The organism is Aquabacter sp. L1I39, from assembly GCF_017742835.1.
Lineage (GTDB): Bacteria > Pseudomonadota > Alphaproteobacteria > Rhizobiales > Xanthobacteraceae > L1I39.
The window spans coordinates 4,048,837-4,071,917 of sequence record NZ_CP072392.1 but is presented as its reverse complement, the minus strand read 5'-3'; the positions used below and the strand labels follow the sequence as shown (position 1 = coordinate 4,071,917).

Genomic DNA, 23,081 nt, shown 5'->3' with positions numbered 1-23,081 from the left:
TCCGCCTCAGTAGCCCAGCCAGCGCAGCCCCGCCGCCACCAGCACCGCCATCACCACCGCGATGAAATCGTTCTTCGCGATCTTGGTGGCGACCAGGGCCGCGACCAGACCCGCCGCCATGGCGAGGTCCCCATGCACGGCGGTGGGCGCGACGATGGCCACCAGCACCGCGCCTGGCAGGCAATCCAGGATCTTGCGCACCCGCGGGGTGAGCGGCACCAGCCGCATCACCAGGAAGCCCATGGTGCGGTTGAAGACAGTGGCCAGCGCCATCACCACGATGGCGGTGATGGGGCCGGCCTCGAAGCCGCTAGTCATCGGCAAAGCCCCCGGCAATGGCGCCGGAGAGCGCGCCGATGATGATGAACCACCAGCCCGGCAGCACAAAGGACACGCCCACCGACACCGCCGCCGCCACGCCCCAGCCCACCACTTCCCGCCGGCCGCGCCAGTTGGGCACCAGCATGGCGACGAAGAAGGCGGGCACCACCAAATCGATGGCCACGGCCTTGGGATCGGGCAGGCCGCCGCCAATGATCTGCCCGGCGGCGGTGGAGACCAGCCACAGCGCCCAGGTGATGACGCCGGAGCCGATGAAATAGCCCGCATCATTGCCGCCCTGCGCGTAGTAGCGCATGGAGGAGGCCCAATTGTTGTCCGCCAGCAGCAGGAGCGAGGGATAGGACTGCCAGGGCGGCAGCGCCCCGAGCCAGGGGCGCATGGCCGCCGCCATCAGCAGGTGGCGCATATTGATGGTGAAGGTGAGCAGCCCCAGCGCCAGGAGGCCGGCCGGCGTCCAGGTCCGCGTCCAGCCCTCCAGCGCCACCATCTGGGCAAGGCCCGCAAAGACCAGCGCGGAGGAGAGCGCGGCCTCGAACAGCGAGAAACCCTTCTGTGCGGCGGCGGCGCCGAACGCCATGCCGAACACGGTGAGGCCCGGCAACAGGGGCAGCGTCTCCCGCATCCCGTGGAGGAACCCGGCGCGGGTGATGGTGACGGTTCGGCTCTTGGGCATGGGGGACGGGGCCGGCAGGACGGGACGTCCGCCGCTTATGCAACAGGCGCCCCCACCCACCAACCCGATTTGCGCATGACGTTACGGACAGGTATGCGCCCGCGCCCAAACCTTGGGGCACGGCGGGCGCAAGCCTGACCGCAGATCAGGCCGCCGGCGTTCGCAGGGGGCGCAGCATGTCCTGGAGGCCCGCATCCCAGGGCGGCACGGAGCCGTAGAGCGCGGCGAGGTGATCGATGAAAACCCGCACCTTGGCTGGCAGGAAGCGGCGGCTGGGATAGACCGCGAACACGCCGACCCGGCTGGAGGCGTGAAAATCCGGCAGCACCACCTTCAGCGCGCCGCTGCGCAATTCCGGCCCCACATCCCAGGTGGAGCGCAGCGCGATGCCCACCCCCGCCAGCACCGCCTCGCGCACCACCTCGTTGGAATTGGTGCGCAGCGCGCTGGCGACCCTTTGTGTCACGGCCCCCTCCGGCCCCTCCAGCCGCCAGGGGTCCTGGCTGTGGGTGGCCAGCAGCACATGGCCGGCAAGGTCGGCGAAGCGCGCCGGCTCCCCCGCCCGCGCCAGATAGGAGGGCGCGGCGCACAGCACCCGGTGGACCGGCGCGAGGCGGCGGGCGACGAGGCTGGAATCATTGAGGTCGGCGATGCGGATGGCGAGGTCGAAGCCGTCGCCCACGATGTCCACGAAGGCGTCGGAGAGTTCGAGGTCGATGGACAATTCCGGATTGGCGGTGAGCAGCGGGCCGATATGGGGGGCGATGTGCAGCCGGCCGAAGGAGGTGGGGGCGGACACCCGCAGCAGGCCCCGCGCCTCGGTGAGCCGGCGCGAAAGCTGGCCTTCCGCCTCCTCGATGGAGGCCAGGATCGCCACCACCTTGTCATAGAAGCCCTGCCCCGCCTCGGTGAGCGTGACCTTGCGGGTGGTGCGCTGGAACAGGCGGGTGCCGAGCCGCTCCTCCAGCCGCTGGATGCGCTTCGACACCACCGGCGGCGACAGGCCCAGTTCCCGCCCCGCCGCCGACAGGCTGCCGGCGGTGACGATGCGGGCGAAGATTTCCAGGTCCCCCAGATTGCCCAAAAGCGGGCGGCCTTCCGCCACCGAGCGGCGGGCAGGCGTGCGGGGTGGGTCGGCGCGCATTCTTTCCATGACCCGCAGGATTTTGTCAGAAACGGAAATAATCAATGGGATTTTTCCGCACTGGAACGATTATAGTCAGCGCCGAAGAGGAAACGGTCAAGGACGCGCCATGAGCCTCAGGCTTCCGGAAGCGGACGAAAAAACGCTCGCCAACCGCGCCCGCATCATCGCCGATCTGCAGGCCATCGTGCCCGGCGAAGGGGTGATCTCCCATGAGCGGGAGATGCGCCCCTATGAGTCCGACGGCGTCACCGCCTACAAGCAATTGCCCCTGGTGGTGGTGCTGCCCGAGACCACCGAGCAGGTGCGGCAGGTGCTGAAATACTGCCACGAGAACGGCATCCGCGTGGTGCCGCGCGGCGGCGGCACCTCGCTGTCCGGCGGCGCGCTGCCGCTGGGCGACGCGGTGCTGCTCGCCATGGGCAAGTTCAACAAGGTGCTGGAGATCGACCTGCCGAACCGCTGCGCCGTGGTGCAGCCGGGGGTGACGAACCTCGGCATCACCAAGGCGGTGGAGCATGAGGGCTTCTATTATGCCCCCGACCCCTCCTCGCAGATCGCCTGCACCATCGGGGGCAATGTGGGCGAGAATTCCGGCGGCGTGCATTGCCTGAAATATGGCCTCACCACCAACAATGTGCTGGGCGTCGAGCTGGTTCTGATGACCGGCGAGGTGGTGCGCCTCGGCGGCAAGCACCTGGATGCGGGCGGGCTTGACCTTCTGAGCCTCGTCATCGGCTCCGAGGGGCTGCTGGGGGTGGTGACCGAGGTCACCGTGCGGCTTCTGAAGAAGCCGGACGTGGCCCGCGCCGTGCTGGTGGGCTTTCCCACCTCCGAGGATGCGGGGGATTGCGTCGCCCGCATCATCGCCGCCGGCATCATTCCCGCCGGCATCGAGATGATGGACAGGGACGCCATCGCCGCCGCCGAGGCCTTTGTGAAGGTGGGTTATCCTCTTGATGTGGAAGCCCTTCTCATCATCGAACTGGACGGCCCGGAGGCCGAGTGCGCGCACCTTCTGGAGGAGGTCACCGCCATCGCCTCCGCCTGCCGCGCCGCCACTTTGCGCGTCTCCAAGACCGAGGAGGAGCGGCTCGGCTTCTGGGCGGGTCGCAAGGCCGCGTTCCCGGCGGTGGGGCGGCTCTCGCCCGATTACCTCTGCATGGACGGCACCATCCCGCGCAAGCAATTGCCGCTGGTGCTCACCCGCATGCGCGAGATGTCGGCGAGCTACGGCCTGCGCGTCGCCAATGTCTTTCACGCGGGCGACGGCAATCTGCACCCGCTCATCCTTTACGACGCCAACACCCCCGGCGAGATGGACAAGGCCGAAGCCTTCGGCTCCGACATCCTGCGCCTGTGCGTGGAAGTGGGCGGGGTGCTCACCGGCGAGCACGGCGTGGGCGTGGAAAAGCGCGACCTCATGCCGGTGATGTTCGACGAGGTGGACCTGGCGCAGCAATTGCGGCTCAAATGCGCCTTCGACGACCAGAATTTGCTCAATCCCGGCAAGGTCTTCCCCACCCTCCACCGCTGCGCCGAGCTGGGCCGCATGCATGTGAGCCGGGGCCAGGTGCCGTTTCCGGACATTCCGCGCTTCTGACCGGCGCGCCCTTTTTCCAGGTGCCTTCATGACCGAAGTGGTGAGCATTGTGGACGAGGCCGCGCTGGCGGCGGCGGTGGCCGAGGCGGTCGCGCACAAGACCGCGCTCGATGTGGTGGGCCACGGCTCCAAGCGCGGCCTCGGGCGCCCCGGCAGTGCCGCGCGGCGGCTCGACGTGTCGGCCCTCGCGGGCGTGACCCTTTACGAGCCCGAGGAACTGGTCCTGTCCGCCGCTGCCGGAACCGCGCTGGCGGAGATCGAGGCGCTCCTCGCCCAGAACAACCAGATGCTTGCCTTCGAGCCGCCGGACCTCGGTCCCCTCCTGGGCGAGGCGCCCGAAAAGGGCAGCATCGGCGGCGTGTTCGCCTGCAACCTCGCCGGCCCCCGGCGTCTGAGCCACGGCGCGGTGCGCGACCATGCGCTCGGCGCCCGGGCGGTGTCGGGGCGGGGCGAGATGTTCAAGAGCGGCGGGCGGGTGGTGAAGAACGTCACCGGCTATGACCTGCCCCGCTTCCTGTGCGGCTCCTTCGGCACGCTGGCGGTGCTCACCGAGGTGACGCTGAAGGTTCTGCCACGGCCCGCCATGGAAGAGACCCTGCTCCTGATCCTGCCCGAGGACGGGACGACGGCCCGCCTCATGAGCGGTTCACTGAGCGCGGCCATGGGCTCCTCCTGCGAGGTGTCGGGTGCCGCCGCGCTGCCCGCGCCGATCATGAAGCGCCTGTCCATCAACGGGTTCGACCAGCCGGTGGCGGCCTTCCGGCTGGAGGGATTCCCGCCCTCCGTGCGGGCGCGGCGCGGCATGCTGATCTCTGTGCTGGCGCCCTTTGGCGGAGTGGAGGTGCTGGAGGACGAGATGTCCGCCCGCTTCTGGGCGGGCGTGCGTGACGTGACGCCCTTCGCGGGCACCGGCGAGCGCGCCGTCTGGCGCCTCTCAACCGCCCCGACCAACGGCCCAATCCTCGCCGCTGAGCTGACGCGTACCCTCAACGCGGAGGCCTTCTGCGACTGGGGCGGTGGCCTCGTCTGGGTGCTCATGCCGGGCGAAGAAGCGCAGGCGGAGGCGGTGCGCGCCGCGCTCGCCCCCCATGGCGGCCATGCTACCCTCATCCGCGCCAGCGAGGCCGAGCGGGCGGGCGCGGTGTTCCAGCCGCTGGAGGGCGCCCACGCCGCCTTGAGCCGCCGGGTGAAGGAGAGCTTCGATCCCGCCGGCATCCTCAATCCCGGTCGCATGTATGCGGGGATGTGAGCGCGCCATGGCCTCTCCTTTTCCCCGCCCTCTCGCCTGCCCTCTCCCCTGCCCCTTCGCCGCAGGAGCGATCCGCGCATGAAGACCGAATTCTCCCTGGCCCAATTGGCCGATCCCCGCATCGCGGAAGCGGACAAGATCCTGCGCACCTGCGTCCATTGCGGCTTCTGCACCGCCACTTGCCCCACCTTCGCCCTTCTGGGGGACGAGTTGGATTCGCCGCGCGGGCGCATCTATCTCATCAAGGACATGCTGGAGAATGAGCGGCCCGCCACGCCAGAGGTGGTCAAGCATGTGGACCGCTGCCTCTCGTGCCTGTCCTGCATGACCACCTGCCCCTCGGGCGTGCACTACATGCACCTGGTGGACCATGCCCGGGACCATATCGAGCAGACCTATCGCCGCCCCTTCTTCGACCGGCTGAACCGGGCCGTGCTGGCGGCCATCCTGCCCTATCGCCAACGCTTCCGCCTGGCGCTGCTGGCCGGCGTGGTGGCCAAGCCCCTGGCGCCGCTGTTCGCCGCCATCCCGCCCTTGAAGCCCGTCGCCGCCATGCTGCGCCTCGCCCAGCCGCCCCATGGCCGCAGCGCCTCCGAGGAGCCGGGCAGCCATCCCCCACAGGGCGAACGGACGGGGCGCGTGGCGCTGCTGGCCGGCTGCGCGCAGCCCGCGCTGCGCCCGGAGATCGACGAGGCCGCCATCCGCCTCCTGACCCGCAACGGCGTGGAAGTGGTGCGCGTGAAGGGCGAGGGCTGCTGCGGCTCGCTGGTGCACCATCTGGGCCGCGAAGAGCAGGCCAGTGCCCTCGCCAAGGCCAATATCGACGCCTGGATCGCGGAGATGGACGGCCCCGGCCTTGATGCCATCGTGGTGACCGTGTCCGGCTGCGGCACCTCCATCAAGGATTATGGCCATGTGTTCCGCCTCGATCCGGCTTATGCGGAGAAGGCGGCGCGGGTCTCGGCCATCGCCATGGACATCACTGAATATGTGGCGGGCCTCGGCCTGCCCGCCGCGCCCGCGCCCATGGGCCTGAAGGTGGCCTATCACGCCGCCTGCTCGCTCCAGCACGGGCAGAAGATCAAGGGGCCGCCGGTGGCGCTCCTGAAGGCGGCTGGATTTACGGTCGTGGAACCGTTCGAGAGCCATCTGTGCTGCGGCTCGGCGGGCACCTACAACATGCTGCAATCGGACCTCGCCGCCCGGCTGAGGGACCGCAAGGTGGGCCATCTGGAGCGCCTCGCGCCCGACCTCATCGCCGCCGGCAATATCGGCTGCATGACGCAGATCGGATCGGGGACGCAGGTGCCGGTTGTTCATACGGTGGAATTGCTGGACTGGGCCCATGGCGGCCCCCGCCCCGCCGCCCTCGCCCATGTGCGGGCCGCCGCCTGACGCGCCCCGCCCCATTCCCTGACCCGGATTTCACCCATGGCCCGCCCTTTCGACCTCTCCCTCTATCTCGTCACGGACCCCAAGCTCACCGCCCGGCGCGGGCTGGTGGAGACGGTGTCCCAGGCGGTGGCGGGCGGGGTGACCATCGTCCAGCTGCGCGATCCCGACGCCAAGGGGCGCGCGCTCGTTGAGGCCGCGCGGGCGCTGGTGGCGCTGCTGCGGCCGCTGGGCATTCCCCTCATCGTGAACGACCGGGTGGACGTGGCCCTGGCGGCAGATGCGGACGGCGTGCATTTGGGCCAGGACGACATGGAGCCCGCCCCCGCCCGCGCCCAATTGGGGCCGGACCGGATTCTGGGCCTGTCCGTGGGCACGCCCGGCGAGCTTGCGGTCTCCGATCTCTCCGTCGTGGATTATGTGGGGGTGGGTCCTGTGCGCGCCACCGGCACCAAGGCAGATGCGGGCAGCGCCATCGGCATTGAAGGCCTCGCCCATATGCGCCAGCGCATCGCGCTGCCCTTGGTGGGCATTGGGGGCCTCGATTCCAGCCTCGCCGCGGACGTGATCCGCGCTGGCGCGGACGGCGTGGCGGTGGTCTCCGCCCTCTGCGCCGCGCCGGACGTGACAGCTGCCGCGCGGCACCTCAGGTCCCAGGTGGACGGCGCCCGCCTGACCTGACGTAACGTTAAGAAAATTTCATCTGGCCCGCCCTTCCCTCGCCTCATGGGCGTTCTCATATGCCAAGAGGTACGCGGGCCTTCCCCCTCGCAGAAGGGGCAGGGCTTGCGCGCCACGGAACGTCGGCCGGCGGATGACCCTCCGGTGCCATGGCGGACCGGTGTGGTGACCAACCGGAGGCAAGGATGACCCCCGAAGAACGCGCCCTCATCGACGGCCTGTTCGACCGCATGCGCGAGGTGTCCAACCAGCCGCGCGATGCGGAGGCCGAGGCCCTGATCGCGCGCTATGTGTCCCAGATGCCCTACGCGCCCTATGCCCTGGCACAGACCGTGCTCGTCCAGGAGCATGCGCTGAAACAGGCGAGCGCCCGGATCGAGGAGCTGGAAGCGCAGGCGCGCCAGCCGCAGCCGGCGCAGAGTTCCGGCGGCTTCCTCGGCGGCCTGCTCGGCGGGCGCGGCACGTCCGTGCCCACCGCTGGCGGCCGGGCCTCGTCCGTCACCGGCGGCATGGGCGGTGGAATGGGTGGCGCAATGCCCCTCCCCGCCCAGTCTCAGCCTTATGGCCAGCCTGGCATGGCCGCGCAGCCCAGCGGCCCATGGGGCGGTCAGCCGGCGCAGCCCTCGCGCTTCGGCGGCGGGTTCGGAGGCGGTGGCTTCCTCCAGGGCGCCATGGCCACGGCGGCGGGTGTGGCCGGCGGCATGCTGCTGGCGGACGGCATTCGCAACCTGATGTCCAGCGGCACCGGCCCCCTCGCCGAGCAGGCGGCCTTGCTTGATCCCGTCACCCCGGCCTCGGCCGAGGATCTGGGCAATCAGGCGCAGGATGCCCTTGGTGGCGCGCCGGCGGCCGATCCCTGGGCGCCCGAGCCCCAGGATGCCAGCTTCGACACCGGCGGAAACGGCTGGGACGGCGATGCCGGCTGGGATCCGGGCGGCAGCGACGACGGCGGCGGCGACTGGACCTGATTTGATTCTGGAGGCCGGCGCGCGGCGCGCCCCGGCTTCCGCCCTTGTTCCTCCCCGGAACCCCTGGCGGGCGCAGCCTTCGGGCTCGCGCCCCTTTTTTTTGCGCGGGAGGAGAAAAGCCTGCCTCAGTCGGCGAGGCAGGCGTGGCCGGCAATGCGATAGGTACGCTCGGCCCCCAGCAGGTGCGCCTCGAAGGCACGGCCGAACAGGCCATGGAATGCGCGGTCGCGCACATTCAGCCCGCCCGTATAGGCGCCGAGCGCCGGCAGGATCATGCGCGCGCCGTCGCCCGCAAAGCAGCGGCGGCGCAGCGAGCGGCCGCGCACCACGAGGCGCGCCACGGGATGGAGATGGCCCGCCACCTCCCCCGCATGACCGGACCGCGCCGGCTCGTGCCGGAATGTGAGCGGTCCAAGGCGCCATTCGCGCGCCCAGTCCCCGGCCAGATCCTGCGCCGGCTCGGGATCATGATTTCCGGCGATCCAGAGGAAGGTGCGCCCCGTCTGGAGGGCGCGCAGCCGCGCGCGGGCATGGGCGTCCAGGCGCTCGCTCGCCCAGCGGTCATGCAGGCTGTCGCCGAGGGAGACGAGGATGCGGGGGCGCCAGCGCTCCACCACGCGCTCCAGATGGGTCAGGGTCTCAGCCGTGTCGTAGGGCGGCAGCATCTGGCCGCGACGAGCGAAGGCGGAGCCTTTCTCCAGATGGAGATCCGCCACCGCCAGCAGGCGCTCCTGCGGCCAACAGAGCGCGCCCGCCGGGTCGAGCACGACTTCGGCGCCGTTCAGGTCCACGGCGGAGAGCGGAACAGAATCAGAACGCGCGAGCATGAGCCCATATGACCCATCCCGCGCGCGCCATCAAGCGCCCGGCCGGAGAGGGCTCCGGCCGGGCCGTGTCTCACTTGAAGAGCTGGCGCAGGCCCGAGGGCTGGCAGCGCAGATACTGGGGCGCCGCATGCACGGACGCGCCCAAGGCCGCCGCTGCATGCCAGGGCCAGCGGGGATCGTAGAGGGCGCCGCGGGCGATGCCGATGGCATCCGCCTTGCCCGCCACCAGAAGCTCCTCGGCAAAGGCCGGCTCGGTGATGAGGCCGACGGCGATGGTGGGCACGCCCGTCTCTGCCTTGATGCGCTCGGCGAACGGCACCTGGTAGCCGGCAGAGAGCGGGATCTTCTGGTCGAGATGCAGGCCACCGCTCGACACATGGATGGCATCGAGGCCGCGCGCCTTCAGGGCGTTCACGAAGGCCACCGACTGCTCCACGTCCCAACCGCCCTCGACCCAATCGGAGGCGGAGATGCGCACCACCACCGGCTTGTCATCGGGGAAGGCCGCGCGCACCACATCGAACACTTCCAGCGGGAAGCGCATGCGGTTTTCCAGGCTGCCGCCATAATCGTCGGTGCGCTGGTTGGAGAGCGGCGAGAGGAACTGGTGCAGCAGATAGCCGTGGGCGGCATGCACCTCCACCATGTCGAAGCCCGCCCGCGCGGCCCGCGCCGCCGCCGCGCCGAAGGCGGCGCGCACTCGGTCGAGGCCGGCGGCGTCCAGCGCCAGAGGCGCGCGGTCCTTGGGGTTGAAGGGCACGTCCGAGGCCGAGACCGTGGTCCAGCCGCCATCCTCAATGGAAAGCTGCGCCCCGCCCTTCCACGGCACCGCACTGGAGGCCTTGCGGCCGGCATGGGCGAGTTGCACGCCGAGCGGCATGGGCGACCAGGCCCGCACGCGGGCGATGACATCGGCGAGGACGCCTTCCGTCTCCTCGTCCCAGATGCCGAGGTCGCCGGGCGAGATCCGTCCCGCCGGCTCTACCGCCGTGGCTTCCAGAATCAGCAGGCCGGCGCCGGAAAGGGCCAGGTTGCCCAGATGGATGAGATGCCAGTCGCTGGCCCGACCGTCAGTGGCGGAATACTGGCACATGGGCGCGATGATGATGCGGTTGTCGAGGGTGAGCGAACGCAGCGCGAGCGGCGTGAAGAGTGCGGACATGGTTTGATCCGGTGAAGGGATAATATGGTTGCCTTCATATCCCAGACGCAGCGCCACGGCGAGCCGACGGCGGTGAAAGACGAGGTAACGTTTCCGACAGGGATACCGCCGCAAGTGGCTGAATCGGTGGGTAATTTTTGCAGAGGGGTGGATTTGGCGTGGCGCCGGGGACCAACTTCGCCCAGATTGCCTCCTTGTTCGCCTCTTGAAGCGGAAGCGCCGTGACGACGAGCAGCCAGACCCTGCGCCCGCCCCCGGCCGGTGTCAGCTTCAACCGCCTCGCGCCGCTCCCGGCCTCCATCCTGTTCGCGGTGCGCACGGCGCTGACCGCGCTCCTTGCCCTTTACATCGCCTTTGCCGCGGGGCTGGAGCGGCCGGCCTGGGCCATGGTGACGGTGTTCATCCTGTCGCAGCCCATTTCGGGCGCGGTCATCTCCAAGAGCCTCTACCGCGCCTGCGGCACCCTGGTGGGCGCCCTGTTCACGGTGCTCATGGTGCCCGCGCTGGTGGACACGCCCGGCCTGCTCATCCTGGCCTTCTCGCTTTGGATGGGCCTGTGCCTCTATTTGGCGGTGCGCGACCGTTCCCCCCGCGCCTATGCCTTCACGCTGGCCGGCTATACTTCGGCCATCATCGGCTTCGGCGATCTCGATGCGCCCTATGAGGTGTTCTACACGGCCCTTGCGCGCATTGAGGAGATCGGCGTCGGGCTCCTCTGCGCCACGCTCGCCTCGGCCCTGGTGGTGCCCCAGACCGCCGAGGCTGCCGCCCGCGCCCGGCTCGGCACCTGGCTGAGCACGGCGCACGCGCATCTCGCCCGCCTGCTGGCGCTGGACCTCGATCGCAAGGCCATCGCCCATGACGAGCGCAAGCTCGCCGCCGAGATCGCGGCCATCCACAGCCTGATGATCTTCGTCTCCTACGAGCCCTCGGCGGGGCGGGCGGTTCGCGAGTGCCTGCGGCAGGCCTTCGATCGCATGTTGATTCTCCTGGAGACCATGGCCGAGATCCGCGACCGCCTGGTGGTGCTCAAGGGGGAAGGCGGGCTCGACCCGGCCCTCTCGGCCATCGCCGCCCGCATGGCCGACTGGCTCAAGGACCTGCCCGCCGCCGATCCTTCCGCCGGTCAGCAGCTGGAACAGGCGCTCGACGCCTATAGCCCTGCCGCCGCCGACCTGACGGGCGCCACCGCCCTGAACCTCGCAGCCCGGCTGCGCGACACTCTGGATCTCGGCCACGACTTCGCCACCCTATGGCTTGCCCTGCGCGACCAAAAACCGGTGGCGGAGGCGGACCTGCGCGTGAAGGCGCCGCGCAGCAATCGCGCACTGCCCGCCATCGACTTCTCCTATGTGGTACGGACCGCCCTCGCCCTAGTGCTGGGCATCTGGATCATCGGCGCGTTCTGGATCTACTCCGCCTGGCCGGCGGGGGCGCAGGCCATCATCATGGTGTCCATCATCACCTGCGTCACCGCCGCCCAGCAGGACCAGGTGCAGGCCACGCTGGGCTTCGTGCGCGCCACCCTCATCGCCATCGTGGGCGTGTTCATCTACCAGTTCGGCCTGTTGCCGCTGGCCACTGATTTCTTCCAGCTCTCGCTCCTGGTGCTTCCGGCTCTTCTGGCCATCGGGCTGATGGTGGCGACCCCCTCATGGAACGCCCAGGGCGTGCGCATCGCCATCATCTTCACGGCCCTGCTCGGTCTGGAGAACATCTTTTCCCAGGACCTCGCCGCCTTCCTGAACAACAATCTGGCGGTGCTCATCGGCATGGGCGTGGTGGCGGTCATGTCGAGCCTTCTGCGCTCGCGCTCGCCACGGGTGGTGGCGGCGCGGCTGCTGCGGGCGGGCTGGCGGGACATCGCCGCCATGGCCACGGCGCCCGGCGGCCCGGCCCGCGACGGCCTCATGCGCCGCATGGTGGACCGGCTCGGCCTGATGGCACCGGTGAAGGATACGAGCCGCACCGACGAGGCGGAAGCCGCCTTCGCCGCCGCCTTCGCCGCGCGCGGCATGCTGGACCTGTCGGGCATCGCCCCCTTTCTGGCGGAGGGCGACCGGCGCCGCATCGAAGACCTCGTGCGGGATGTGGGCACCTATTATCGCCAGCTTGCGGCGGCGGGCGGAACGGCAGACCCGGCACCGGTGCTCGCCACCCTGGACGGGCTGCGCCCCTGTGCCCTGCCGGCGCCCGGCAGCAGCGAGCGGCAAGCGATGGTGGCGCTCGTGACCTTGCGCCGGGGTCTTCTCCTGGGTGCCGAGACGCTTCAAGCGGCGCGCGAGGAGGCCTGATGGGCACGCTGGACATTCTCGGCATCTATGTCCCCACGCTGCTGGTGGAGGCGCTCGCCGCGCTGCTCGCGACCGTCCTCCTCACGCGACTGCTGGCGCGCACGGGCTTCTATCGGCTTGCCTGGCATCCCGCGCTTTTGAACGTGTCGCTGTTCGTGATCCTTCTGGCGGCGATCTCCCTTTCCGGCGGCTTCAGGGGTTGGGTGGTGCCATGACGTCCGTGTTCGCAAATGTGGGTCGCATGCTGCTGACCCTGGTCATCGTCGCCATCGCCGGCGGCCTCGGCGTCGTGCTGTGGCGCTACTATATGGAGGCGCCCTGGACGCGGGACGGCCTCGTCCATGCGGACGTGGTGACGCTGGCCCCCGACGTGTCCGGCCTTGTGATCGAGGTGCTGGTCCGCGAGAACCAGACGGTGAAGAAAGGCGACGTGCTGTTCCACATCGACCCCTCGCGCTTCGAGATCGCGCTGCGCCTTGCGGAGGCCCAGGTGCAGAGCCGGCAGGCAGCCAGCGAGGAGGCCGCCTCCATCCTCGCCCGCTTCGAGGGCGCCGGCGAATTGGCGGTCACGCAGGAGGCGGTCGCCAACCAGCGCTACGCCGCCGCCATCGCCAAGGCCGCCTATGACCAGGCGGTGGCCGATCGCGACCTCGCCAAGCTCAATCTCGACCGCACCAAGGTGCGCGCCTCGGTGAACGGGGCGGTCACCAATTTCGACCTGAAGCCGGGAGACTATGTCACCGCCGGCAAGGGGGTTTTCCCCCTGGTGGATACGGACAGCCTCGCCGTGAACGGCTTTTTCGAGGAAACGAAGCTCTCGCGCATCAAGGTGGGCGACAAGGTGCGGGTGACGCTGATGGGGGGCGGCACCTATTCCGGCACCGTGGAGGGCATCGCGGCCGCCATTTCCGGCGACATCCCGCAGGACAGCCAGTTGCTCCAGAACGTCAATCCGGTCTTCAACTGGGTCCGGCTCGCCCGCCGCATTCCCGTGCGCATCACGCTCGACCCGCCGGTGGACCGCTCGCAACTCATTTCCGGCCGCTCGGCCACGGTGGAGATTCTAGAGCGCGATCCGACCAAGTGAAACCGCGATGCGGTTCCGCCTGGTCGGCGGATCGCCCTCCAGCGCGTTGATGGAGAATGCGTGATCCGATCAGCCTGCAATGCAGGCCGATCGGCCCAGGCTCTAAGCGAGAATCAGCCCCTACCCCACCTGGGTCAGGAGCACCGGATCGTCATCCCGGAAGATGCGGCCCCGCCCATGGAGCTTGGCCGCATAGAGCGCGCGGTCCGCCCGCGCATAGAGGGAGATGACGGTGTCGTCGGGAAGCGCGGCGGTGATGCCGGCCGAGAAGGCATAGGTGAAGTCCGGCCGCTCCGGCAGCGGGCGGGAATGGCGGATGGTGGCCAGCATGCGCTCCGCCACCAGGGCGGCCTCCTGCGGCCCGGTGCCGGGCATGACGAGCACGAATTCCTCGCCACCCACCCGGCCGAAGCTGTCCCCGCGCCGCATCATGGGCAGCACGCGCACGGCAAAATCCTTCAGCACCGCATCGCCCGCCATGTGGCCAAAGCGATCGTTGACCACCTTGAAATGGTCGAGGTCCATCACGCAGATGCACCCCGCCGAGCGTCCGGCGACGCTGGAGGCCCGGACCACATCTTCCATGCGCTCGGTCATGAACCGCCGGTTGGCGATGCCGGTCAGCGTGTCCGTCTGTGCCGCGCGGATCGCGAAGTCGCGATCCTGCCGGACCGCCCGCTCGTCCGCGCGCATGGTGGTGATGTCGCTGGCAATGCACAGCATCCAGCCGTCCGGCTGGACCGTCTCGGTCATCCAGAGCCAGCGCCCGTCATGCAGGTCGGTCTCGAAGGCACGGAAGGCGGTCTTGCCCCGCCGCGCCTGGGTGGAGACGAGCCAGGCCTCGAAATCCGTTGCCCGGATCACGGTGCCCCGCTTCTCGCCGTGGTTGCGCCGCATGATCTCGGCCCAGGTGGGCGCGTCGGCCGGCGACAGGAAGAAGGCGGCGCGGAACGCGGCATTGGCATAGCGCAGCCGGTCATGGCCGTCATAGGCGGCCATGAGGACGGGGGTATGCTGGTGGAGCGCGGCAAGCCGCAGTCCGATTTGGTCCATGGGGCCTGTTCTCCAGGCGATCCGGCGAAAGGGACCGGAATCACATCCGGCGCGCGCCCCCGCAGGTTACGCCGAATGAACGCAAAATAAGGTATCCCGCCAAGGGGCGGAAGCGGGGCGGCGCAAGATTGGGAAAGAGGGCCGGCCCCTATTCCATCGCCTCGCGCACCAGTTCCTCTTCCGCCTCCGCAAGGAGGGCCTCGTTGGTCTCGGCGGTGCCCACATTCTCCCGCCCGATCTCCAGCAGGACGGGCACCGAGAGCGGCGAGACCCGCTCCAGCGGCTGGTGGACGATATGGCCCCGGATGCGCGTCAGCAGGTCGGAGAGTCGGCGCACGTCCAGGAGGCCGGTGGCGGCATCCGCGCGGGCGGCGCGCAGCAGCAGATGGTCCGGCTGGTGGCGGCGCAGCACGTCATAAATGAGGTCGGTGGAGACGGTGACCTGCCGCGAGGTCTTCTCCTTGCCTGGAAAGCGGCGCTCGATCAGCCCCGCCACCACCGCGCAATAGCGGAAGGTGCGCTTCATGAGCGCGCTTTCCGCCAGCCACGCCTCCAGGTCATCGCCCAGCATGTCCGCATCGAACAGCGCTTCCAGGGAGAGCCGCCCGCCCGAGACCGCCGCCCCCATGTCGCCAGCGGCGAAGACGGCGATGGCATAGTCATTGGCTACGAAGCCCAGGGGCTTCAGCCGCGCCCGCTCCAGCCGGCGGGTGAGCAGCATCCCCAGGGTCTGGTGGGCAAGACGCCCCTCGAAGGGATAGGCCACCAGATAATGGCGCCCGGCGCGGGCGAAGGTCTCCACCAGGAGGTCGGAGCGCCCCGGCAAGCGAGAGCGGGCCTGCTGCAATTCCAGCCAGTGCCGCACCTGCCCCGGCAGATGCGCCCAGCGCGCGGGCTCGGCCAAGAGCGCCCGCACGCCCGCCGCCAGGAAGGTGGAGAGCGGAAACTTGCCGCCCTCATAGGAGGGCACCTTGGGCTCGGTGGCGGTGGAGCGGGAGACATAGATCTCGTCCTCCACCATGGCCTCGTAACGCAGGATTTCGCCGGCAAAGACGAAGGTGTCGCCGGGCACCATGGTCTCGACGAAATATTCCTCCACCTCGCCGAGCACCCGCCCGCCGAACCGCACCCGCCCCGCCGGCCCGCTCTTGGCCCCGCCGCGGGAGGTCACGAGGCGCACCTTGATCATGGTGGCTTCCACGATGGTGCCCACATTCAGCCTATAGGCCTGGGCGATGGCGGGATTGGCTACGCGCCACAGCCCGTCCTTGGTGCGGCGGATCTTGGCGTAGCGCTCATAGGCGCGCAGCGCGTAGCCGCCGGTGGCGACGAAATCCACCACCGCGTCGAAATCCTCCCGGCTCAAATCCCGATAGGGCGCGGCCGAGCACACTTCCGCATGGAGGGCGTCCGCCGAAAAGGGATCGGCGCAGGCCATGCCGAGCACGTGCTGGGCGAGCACGTCGAGGGCGCCGGTGCGCTCGGGCGGGGTGTCCTGCGCCCCCGCCCGCACCGCCTCCAGCGCCGCGCGGCATTCCAGCACCTCGAACCGGTTGGCGGGCACCAACACCGCGTGGGAGCTTTCATCGAGGCGATGATTGGCGCGGCCGATGCGCTGCATGAGGCGCGAGGACCCCTTGGGGGCGCCCACATTGATGACCTGGTCCACATCGCCCCAGTCGATGCCAAGATCGAGGGAGGAAGTGCACACCACCGCCTTCAGCCGCCCCGCCGCCATGGCCGCTTCCACCTTGCGGCGCTGCTCCACGTCCAGCGAGCCGTGATGGAGGGCGATGGGGAGATTGTCGTCATTGATGCGCCAGAGCTCCTGGAACAGGAACTCCGCCTGCCAGCGCGTATTGACGAAGACGAGGCTCATCCGCCGCGTCTTGATGAGGGCATAGACCTCCGGCAGCGCATGGAGCGCCGTATGGGTGGCCCAGGGCATGGCCACCTGGGTCTCCAGCATGGACAGATCGGGCGAGGCGCCCCCCTCCGCCACCACGAGGTCCGCGAGCGGGCCGGTGCCGTCCTGCGCCACCAGATAGCGGCGCAGATCGTCCGGCTCGGCGACGGTGGCGGACAGGCCGACGCATTGCAGGCCCGGCGCCAATGTCCGCAGCCGCGCCAAGGCCAGCGCCAGCAGGTCGCCGCGCTTGGAGGTGACCAGCGCATGCAGTTCGTCGAGCACCACCCGCTTCAGCCCCGAGAACAGATGCGCCCCGTCCTTGGAGGCGAGCAGCAGGGAGAGCTGCTCGGGCGTGGTGAGCAGGATGTCCGGCGGATCGCGCCGCTGGCGCTGGCGGCGGGAGGACGGCGTATCGCCGGTGCGCGTCTCCACCCGGATGGGCAGGCCCATCTCGCCGATCGGGGTCTCCAGATTGCGGGCAATGTCCACCGCCAGCGCCTTCAAGGGCGAGATATAGAGCGTGTGGAGCGGGGAGAGCTTGTCCGGCGGCGCACGGTCCGCCGCTTCAGCCTTGCGCTTGGGGTTTCGGCCGGCGCTCAGTTCAACGAGGCTCGGCAGGAAGCCCGCCAGCGTCTTGCCGGCGCCGGTGGGCGCGATGAGCAAGGTGGAGCGGCCGAGCCGGGCGCGCTCCAGGAGCGCCAGTTGGTGGGCGCGCGCCTGCCAGCCGCGCGCGGCGAACCAATGGTGAAAGGCCTCCGGGAGTGCCTCGGCGATGAGGGCGGTGCGATCGGACACCGCCCCTTTATAGCATGGCCCGGCGGGTCTTGAGGGGGCGGGCGACAGCCTCAATCGGCCGCATCCGGCGCCACGCGACCGGCATAGACACCTTCCATGTCTTCGAACAGCGGCCAGAAATCCACCGTCCGCCGCTCCGCCAGCACGTCGACGAGCACCGCCAGATGGGTGTGCCAGCCCGACGACACCATGACGGTCTCGCGCGCATCGGGCAGCCGCTCATGGATGACGGTGAGCTTCGTTCCCGCCCCCGCGGCTTCCAACTCGAAGGTCACGCGGGACTGGGGCTCCCGCCGCCCGCCCCAGGAGAAAGCGAGGCGGTGGGGCGGCTCCATCGCCAGCAGGACATGGGACGAGGAGATCGGGCCGTCGAAGGCCTTCAGGCGGTCTTGGCGCGGCGGGGCGCCGCCGGTGAGCGTGCCATTGGCGTAATGCAGATCGAAGGGGGCGCCCACCTCCGTGGGCATGTCTCCGGCCGCCAGCCACAGAGCGCGCTTGTCGGACTGGGTCAGATAGGCCCAGACGCGCGCGGGCGGGGCCGGCAGGAGGCGCTCGAACCGCACCGCGCGGGGCTCGAGGAACCGACCGGGCTCTCGCTCCAGGCCGTGGCCGAGGCCCTCCAGCATGCGCGCCCAGCCGCCTTCGGTGCGCTCCACATAGGGCTCGAAGCCGGCGCCGAGGGCATGGGTGACGCACACCAGCGTGCCGCCCTTGTGGGGCGCGAAGTCGAGGCTCACCTGGCTGATGCCGCCTGAACCCTCCACCTCCCAGGTAAAGACGAGCTGGCGCGGCCGGTCGATGACCTCATAGGTGCCGGAGTGGGCCACGATGCCGGTCTCGCGGCGCTGGTCGAGATGGAACCGACCACCCGGCCGGGCCTCCACCTCCACCCGCGTCATGGGCCCGAGGCCGGGGGCGAACCACAGGGGAATGAAAGCGGGATCGAGGAAGGCATCGAACACGCGCTCCGGCGGGGCGAGGATCAGGCGTTCCACGCGGGCGCAGACATCGTCCGCGTCGATCGGGGTGGCAAGGCTCATGGCGTTTCTCCCTTGTGATGGGTGTCCGATGGGTCGGGCGTTGCCCCCTCCCCTTCCGTTTCGGCGCGCAGCGCGGCGTCGAGGGCCTCCAGGCTCTGGTCCCAGAAGTGCTGGTAGAAGCGCAGCCAAGCGCCGATCTGTGCCAGCGGCGCCGGATCGAGCCGGCACAGATGGGTGCGGCCGGAAATGCGCCGGCGCACCAGGCCGGCTCCCTCCAGCACCTTCACATGCTTGGAGGCCGCCGCCAGCGACATGCGCAACGGCGCGGCCAGGGCGCCGACGCTGTGCTCGCCGCCCGAGAGCCGGTGGAGCATGTCCCGCCGGGTGGGGTCGGCGAGGGCGTGGAAGACACGATCGAGGGCTTGATATTCAACCATGTGGTTAAATTACTCGAACACGAACAACAGTCAACCATTTGGTTGAATTTCTCGCCTTAATGGCCCGTCAACCAAGCTGGGCGAAGCTGCACGCCTGACTGGATGCCGCCCTTGGCCGGAGTTTGCCCCGATGATGTCGCGCGCCGATCGCACCGTGCTCAGCGAGTGGTGGTGGACGGTTGACCGCCTGCTGCTGGGCGCCCTGTTCACCCTCATGGTGATCGGGGTGGTGCTCTGCCTTGCCGCCAGCCCGCCGGTCGCCGCGCGCCTCGGCATCAATGATCCGTTCCACTTCGTGAACCGGCAGGTCTTCTTCCTGATCCCCGCCGCCATCGTGATGGTGGTGACGTCCTTCCTGACGCCGCGCACCATCCGCCGGGTGTGCATCGTCATCTTCTGCCTCTTCCTGGTGCTGCTGTTCGCGACCCTGGTCATGGGTCCGGAGGTGAAGGGCGCGCGGCGGTGGTTGGTGTTGGCGGGCGTCACGGTGCAGCCGTCCGAATTCATCAAGCCGGCTTTTGTGGTGCTGGCGGCCTGGCTCTTCTCCGAGAGCGGCAAGCGGCCGGAAATGCCGGCCCAGGCGCTGGCGATCGGGCTGCTCGGCATCGTGCTGGTGCCCCTCGTGCTCCAGCCGGACTTCGGCCAGACCATGCTGGTCTGCCTCGTCTGGGGCGCACTGTTCTTCCTGGCGGGCCTGCGCTGGATCTGGATGGTGGGCCTCGTGGGCCTCGGCGTCGGCGGCTTGCTGGTCGCCTACCAGGTGGTGACGCATGTGAGGAAGCGCATCGACCGCTTCCTGGACCCTGCCTCCGGCGACACCTATCAGATCGATACGGCGCTGGAGAGCTTCCGCCATGGCGGCTGGTTCGGCCAGGGGCCGGGCGAGGGCACGGTCAAGCGCATCCTGCCCGACGGCCACACCGACTTCGTCTTCGCCGTGGCGGCGGAGGAGTTCGGCATCATCCTGTGCCTCATCCTCCTGTCGCTGTTCGCTTTCATCATCCTGCGCAGCCTCACCCGCGCGCTGGACGAGCAGGACCCCTTCGCCCGCTTCGCCGCCACTGGCCTGGCGCTGCTGTTCGGCCTCCAGGCCTGCATCAACATGGCGGTGAACGTGCACCTCATGCCCGCCAAGGGCATGACGCTGCCCTTCATCTCCTATGGCGGCTCCTCGCTCATCTCCATCGCCTTCGGCATGGGCATGTTGCTGGCTTTGTCACGCCGCCGCCCGGGCGCGGCCGCATTGGCGGCGTTGAGCGAAGGGTCCCATGAGCCGGCCCCGCCCCGGGGCGCCAGCCCGGCGGGCGCGGCATGAGCGCAGGTCCCATTCTGCTGGCCGCCGGGGGCACGGGCGGCCATCTCTTCCCCGCCGAAGCGCTGGCCGCGGCGCTCACCGCGCGCGGTCTGACGGTGGATCTGGTCACCGATAGCCGCGCGGCCAAATATGCCGGCCATTTCCCGGCGCGCGCGCTCCATGTGCTGCCCGCAGACACGGTGCGCGGGCGCTCGCCCGTCGCGCTCGCCCGCACCGCCTTCACCCTGGCGTCCGGCTTCGTGGCGGGCCTTTCCTTGCTGCGGAAGGTACGCCCCGCCGTGGTGGTGGGCTTCGGCGGCTATCCGACCTTGCCGCCGGTGATGGCCGCCACCGTCCTGCGCATCCCCACCCTCATCCATGAGGCGAACGGCGTCATGGGCCGCGCCAACCGGCTGCTGGCCGGCCGGGTCACCGCCATCGCCACCGGCTTCGACGGCGTCACCGACGCCGACCCGGCGTTGGCCGCGAAGACCGTGCGCACCGGCAACCCGCTGCGCCCCGCCGCCATCGCCGCCGCCTCCGTTCCCTATGGGGCGCCGGAAGCGGGCGGCCCCATCCATCTCCTCGTCTTCGGCGGCAGCCAGGGTGCCCGCGTCATGTCCGACGTGGTGCCGCCGGCGCTGGAAAAGCTCGACCCGGCCTTGCGGGCGCGCCTCCATGTGGTGCAGCAGGCCCGCGAGGAAGACCTCCCCCGGGTGCGGGACACCTATGCCCGCATCGGCGTCGCCGCCGAGGTGGCGCCCTTCTTCCAGGATCTGCCCGCCCGCATGGCGGCGGCACAGCTTGTCATTTCGCGCTCGGGCGCCTCCACGGTGGCGGAACTGGCGGCGCTCGGCCGCCCCGCCCTTCTGGTGCCCCTGCCCAACGCCCTCGACCAGGACCAGGCGGCCAATGCCCGCTCCCTGGAGCGCATCGGCGGCGCCCGTGTGATGCCGCAGGCCAATTTCACCCCGGACACGCTGGCGCAGACCCTTGGCGAACTCGCAGGCAACCCCGCCGCATTGACAGCCATGGCCGAGGCGGCCAGAAGCGCCGGCGCGCTCGATGCCGCCGAACGGCTCGCCGACCTCGTGGCGCGCTTGGCGGCGGGCCAGCCGGCCGCGCCTCTCTTTAAGCCGGGGCAACCGACCCCGGCACCCGATTTCAGGCGACAGCGGCGCACCCGCTGGCGCCGGCACCAAGGACACGCAGGATGAAGCTCCCCCAAGCCCTCGGCTCGATCCATTTCGTCGGCATTGGCGGCATCGGCATGAGCGGCATTGCCGAGGTGCTGCACAATCTGGGCTACCAGGTGCAGGGCTCGGACGTGTCCGAGAGCGCCAATGTGAAGCGCCTGCGCGAGAAGGGCATCACCGTCCAGATCGGCCATGCGGCCGAGAACGTGGCCGATGCGGGCGTGGTGGTGGTGTCCTCCGCCATCAAGCGCGACAATCCCGAGCTGATGGCCGCCCGCGCCCGCCGCCTGCCGGTGGTGCGCCGGGCGGAGATGCTGGCCGAGCTGATGCGGCTGAAAAGCTGCGTCGCCATTGCCGGCACCCACGGCAAGACCACCACCACCTCCCTGGTGGCCACCTTGCTCGATGCCGGCGCCATGGACCCCACCGTCATCAATGGCGGCATCATCAACGCCTACGGCACCAATGCGCGCCTGGGCGATGGCGAATGGATGGTGGTGGAGGCGGATGAGAGCGACGGCACCTTCCTGAAGCTGCCGGCCGAGGTGGCCATCGTCACCAATATCGACCCCGAGCATCTCGACCACTTCAAGACCTTCGACAAGGTGCAGGACGCCTTCAAGGCCTTCGTGGAGAACGTGCCCTTCTATGGCTTCGCCGTCATGTGCATCGACCATCCGGTGGTCCAGGCCATGGTGGGGCGCATCGAGGACCGCCGCATCATCACCTATGGGGAGAACCCGCAGGCGGACGTGCGGCTCGTGGACGTGGACCTGAAGGGCGGCATCACCAAGTTCGGCGTGGTGTTCCGCGACCGGGCCGGAAACGTGGTCCACCGCATCGACGGCCTGCGCCTGCCCATGCCCGGGCGGCACAATGCGCTCAACGCCACCGCCGCCATCGCGGTGGCCCATGAACTGGGCGTGTCGGACGCCCGCATCGTGGAGGCCCTGTCCCAGTTCGGCGGCGTGAAGCGGCGCTTCACCCGCACGGGCGAGTGGAACGGCGTCACCATCTTCGACGATTACGGCCACCATCCGGTGGAGATCGCCGCCGTGCTGCGCGCCGCACGGGCCGCCACCGACGGGCAGGTGATCGCGGTGGTGCAGCCCCACCGCTATTCCCGCCTCGCCTCGCTGTTCGACGACTTCTCCACCTGCTTCAACGACGCCGACCATGTGATCGTCGCCCCCGTCTATGCGGCCGGAGAGGCGCCCATCGAGGGGGCGGACCGGGATCACCTGGTGCAGGGCCTGCGGGCGCGCGGCCATCGCTCGGTGATGGCGCTGGAAGGCCCGGAGGCGCTGGCCGGCATGGTGGGCAAGCTGGCCCGGCCGGGCGACTATGTGATTTGCCTCGGCGCCGGCACCATCACCCAATGGGCCTATGCGCTGCCCGAGGAACTGGCCAAGCTGCCGCCGGCCTGATCCACCGACCAGAAGTCCCGCGCCTCCGTCGGCAGGCGATCCAGCACCGCCGCGAAGGCAGCCGCGTCCACATGGCGGCGCAACGCGCGGGCGGTGTCGGCGATGCAGGTGTCCGGTGCGAAATTGTGGTGCCGCCGCAGCGCCTGCGCCTCCCGTGTCCAGTCCGCGCGGTCGCCGAACGGCGCGCGCGGGGCGTCGGGGTCCCAATCGGCCACGAAAATGGCCCGCACCACCGGGGGCAGCACCCCGGCGAAGCGGAGCGCGTCGGCCAGCGACAGCCGCCGCCGGAAGGTGAGCAGCACCGCCTGCACCATGGTGTAGACTTGGTTGCGGGTGGCAAGGCCGGAGGTCTCCCGCGCATCGGCGAGGAAGCGCTCGAAGTCTTCCGTCGTGTGCTGGTACTCCAGGGGCATGGGCATGGGCGGCTCGCGGACATCAGGCTCGGACCCGGCCAGGGAGACGACGAGGCGCACAACCCGTCAACCGGTCACGCACACGCAGCCCTCAGAGGCGGCGTGGATGCTCAGTTTTCCGCCTCCCTCCTCCCCGCTGTCCACCGCATGCGGGA

Annotated in this window: 21 protein-coding genes; 11 read left to right on the top strand and 10 right to left on the bottom strand. The window is 69.7% G+C overall.

Features of this window, described 5'->3' with window-relative positions; all coding sequences use genetic code 11:
- Positions 1–6: 6 nt before the first annotated feature.
- The 3 genes from J5J86_RS18425 to J5J86_RS18415 form a co-directional block, all read right to left on the bottom strand.
- Positions 7–318: an AzlD family protein gene (locus J5J86_RS18425; protein WP_209100600.1), complete on the bottom strand. Its 312-nt coding sequence runs from the start codon at positions 316–318 to the stop codon at positions 7–9.
- Positions 311–1,015 (bottom strand): AzlC family ABC transporter permease, encoded by a 705-nt coding sequence (locus J5J86_RS18420; RefSeq protein WP_209100598.1) that lies wholly within the window; start codon positions 1,013–1,015, stop codon positions 311–313. The genes J5J86_RS18425 and J5J86_RS18420 overlap by 8 nt, the downstream gene beginning before the upstream one ends.
- Positions 1,016–1,160: 145 nt before the next feature.
- A complete protein-coding gene (locus tag J5J86_RS18415; RefSeq protein WP_209100596.1) occupies positions 1,161–2,159 on the bottom strand; it encodes a LysR family transcriptional regulator in 999 nt (332 codons plus the stop codon).
- Between the two features lie 109 nt (positions 2,160–2,268).
- On the opposite strand from J5J86_RS18415, the gene J5J86_RS18410 reads away from it, so the two are divergent.
- The 5 genes from J5J86_RS18410 (at position 2,269) to J5J86_RS18390 (ending at position 8,052) form a co-directional block, all read left to right on the top strand.
- Complete coding sequence (locus J5J86_RS18410) at positions 2,269–3,762, top strand: FAD-linked oxidase C-terminal domain-containing protein (protein ID WP_209100594.1); 1,494 nt, start codon at positions 2,269–2,271, stop codon at positions 3,760–3,762.
- A 28-nt stretch (positions 3,763–3,790) separates the two neighbouring features.
- Complete coding sequence (glcE, locus tag J5J86_RS18405) at positions 3,791–5,011, top strand: glycolate oxidase subunit GlcE (protein ID WP_209100592.1); 1,221 nt, start codon at positions 3,791–3,793, stop codon at positions 5,009–5,011.
- Between the two features lie 78 nt (positions 5,012–5,089).
- Entirely contained in the window at positions 5,090–6,406 is a 1,317-nt protein-coding gene (gene glcF / locus J5J86_RS18400) for a glycolate oxidase subunit GlcF (RefSeq protein WP_209100590.1), read from the top strand.
- Positions 6,407–6,442: 36 nt separating this feature from the next.
- Positions 6,443–7,084, top strand: a complete 642-nt coding sequence (thiE, locus tag J5J86_RS18395) for a thiamine phosphate synthase (protein ID WP_209100588.1) — start codon at positions 6,443–6,445, stop codon at positions 7,082–7,084.
- Positions 7,085–7,269: 185 nt separating this feature from the next.
- Positions 7,270–8,052 (top strand): DUF2076 domain-containing protein, encoded by a 783-nt coding sequence (locus J5J86_RS18390; RefSeq protein ID WP_209100586.1) that lies wholly within the window; start codon positions 7,270–7,272, stop codon positions 8,050–8,052.
- 125 nt (positions 8,053–8,177) lie between these two features.
- Here J5J86_RS18390 and pdeM read toward each other — a convergent pair whose 3' ends face one another.
- Together pdeM and J5J86_RS18380 are read right to left on the bottom strand one after the other, a co-directional pair.
- Positions 8,178–8,879, bottom strand: coding sequence for a ligase-associated DNA damage response endonuclease PdeM (gene pdeM, locus J5J86_RS18385; RefSeq protein ID WP_209100584.1), 702 nt, complete (start codon positions 8,877–8,879; stop codon positions 8,178–8,180).
- 70 nt (positions 8,880–8,949) lie between these two features.
- Positions 8,950–10,041, bottom strand: coding sequence for an NADH:flavin oxidoreductase/NADH oxidase (locus tag J5J86_RS18380; protein WP_209100583.1), 1,092 nt, complete (start codon positions 10,039–10,041; stop codon positions 8,950–8,952).
- Positions 10,042–10,262: 221 nt separating this feature from the next.
- Here J5J86_RS18380 and J5J86_RS18375 point away from each other — a divergent pair, with 221 nt between their 5' ends.
- From J5J86_RS18375 to J5J86_RS18365, 3 genes are read left to right on the top strand one after another with little or no spacing between them, the layout of a single operon-like run.
- A complete protein-coding gene (locus J5J86_RS18375) occupies positions 10,263–12,335 on the top strand; it encodes an FUSC family protein (RefSeq protein ID WP_209100582.1) in 2,073 nt (690 codons plus the stop codon).
- A complete protein-coding gene (locus J5J86_RS18370) occupies positions 12,335–12,550 on the top strand; it encodes a DUF1656 domain-containing protein (protein ID WP_209100581.1) in 216 nt (71 codons plus the stop codon). Before J5J86_RS18375 ends, J5J86_RS18370 begins: the two co-directional genes overlap by 1 nt.
- Positions 12,547–13,422 (top strand): efflux RND transporter periplasmic adaptor subunit, encoded by an 876-nt coding sequence (locus J5J86_RS18365; protein ID WP_209100580.1) that lies wholly within the window; start codon positions 12,547–12,549, stop codon positions 13,420–13,422. The genes J5J86_RS18370 and J5J86_RS18365 overlap by 4 nt, the downstream gene beginning before the upstream one ends.
- Before the next feature lie 120 nt (positions 13,423–13,542).
- On the opposite strand, the gene J5J86_RS18360 is transcribed toward J5J86_RS18365, so the two are convergent.
- The 4 genes from J5J86_RS18360 to J5J86_RS18345 form a co-directional block, all read right to left on the bottom strand.
- Positions 13,543–14,475, bottom strand: a complete 933-nt coding sequence (locus tag J5J86_RS18360; RefSeq protein WP_209100579.1) for a GGDEF domain-containing protein — start codon at positions 14,473–14,475, stop codon at positions 13,543–13,545.
- A gap of 148 nt (positions 14,476–14,623) precedes the next feature.
- Positions 14,624–17,179 carry a ligase-associated DNA damage response DEXH box helicase gene (locus J5J86_RS18355; RefSeq protein ID WP_209100572.1) on the bottom strand — a complete coding sequence of 852 codons (2,556 nt, stop codon included), beginning with the start codon at positions 17,177–17,179 and terminating at the stop codon, positions 14,624–14,626.
- A gap of 50 nt (positions 17,180–17,229) precedes the next feature.
- Positions 17,230–18,219 carry an SRPBCC domain-containing protein gene (locus J5J86_RS18350; protein ID WP_209100570.1) on the bottom strand — a complete coding sequence of 330 codons (990 nt, stop codon included), beginning with the start codon at positions 18,217–18,219 and terminating at the stop codon, positions 17,230–17,232.
- Entirely contained in the window at positions 18,216–18,596 is a 381-nt protein-coding gene (locus J5J86_RS18345) for an ArsR/SmtB family transcription factor (protein WP_209100567.1), read from the bottom strand. The genes J5J86_RS18350 and J5J86_RS18345 overlap by 4 nt, the downstream gene beginning before the upstream one ends.
- 130 nt (positions 18,597–18,726) lie before the next feature.
- Here J5J86_RS18345 and ftsW point away from each other — a divergent pair, with 130 nt between their 5' ends.
- From ftsW to murC, 3 genes are read left to right on the top strand one after another with little or no spacing between them, the layout of a single operon-like run.
- Positions 18,727–19,911, top strand: a complete 1,185-nt coding sequence (ftsW, locus tag J5J86_RS18340) for a putative lipid II flippase FtsW (protein WP_209100565.1) — start codon at positions 18,727–18,729, stop codon at positions 19,909–19,911.
- Entirely contained in the window at positions 19,908–21,107 is a 1,200-nt protein-coding gene (gene murG / locus J5J86_RS18335) for an undecaprenyldiphospho-muramoylpentapeptide beta-N-acetylglucosaminyltransferase (RefSeq protein WP_209100563.1), read from the top strand. The genes ftsW and murG overlap by 4 nt, the downstream gene beginning before the upstream one ends.
- Positions 21,104–22,513 (top strand): UDP-N-acetylmuramate--L-alanine ligase, encoded by a 1,410-nt coding sequence (gene murC, locus J5J86_RS18330; RefSeq protein WP_209100562.1) that lies wholly within the window; start codon positions 21,104–21,106, stop codon positions 22,511–22,513. The genes murG and murC overlap by 4 nt, the downstream gene beginning before the upstream one ends.
- Here murC and J5J86_RS18325 read toward each other — a convergent pair.
- Positions 22,471–22,932 (bottom strand): DUF2267 domain-containing protein, encoded by a 462-nt coding sequence (locus tag J5J86_RS18325; RefSeq protein WP_209100561.1) that lies wholly within the window; start codon positions 22,930–22,932, stop codon positions 22,471–22,473. The genes murC and J5J86_RS18325 overlap by 43 nt on opposite strands.
- Positions 22,933–23,081 lie beyond the last annotated feature (149 nt).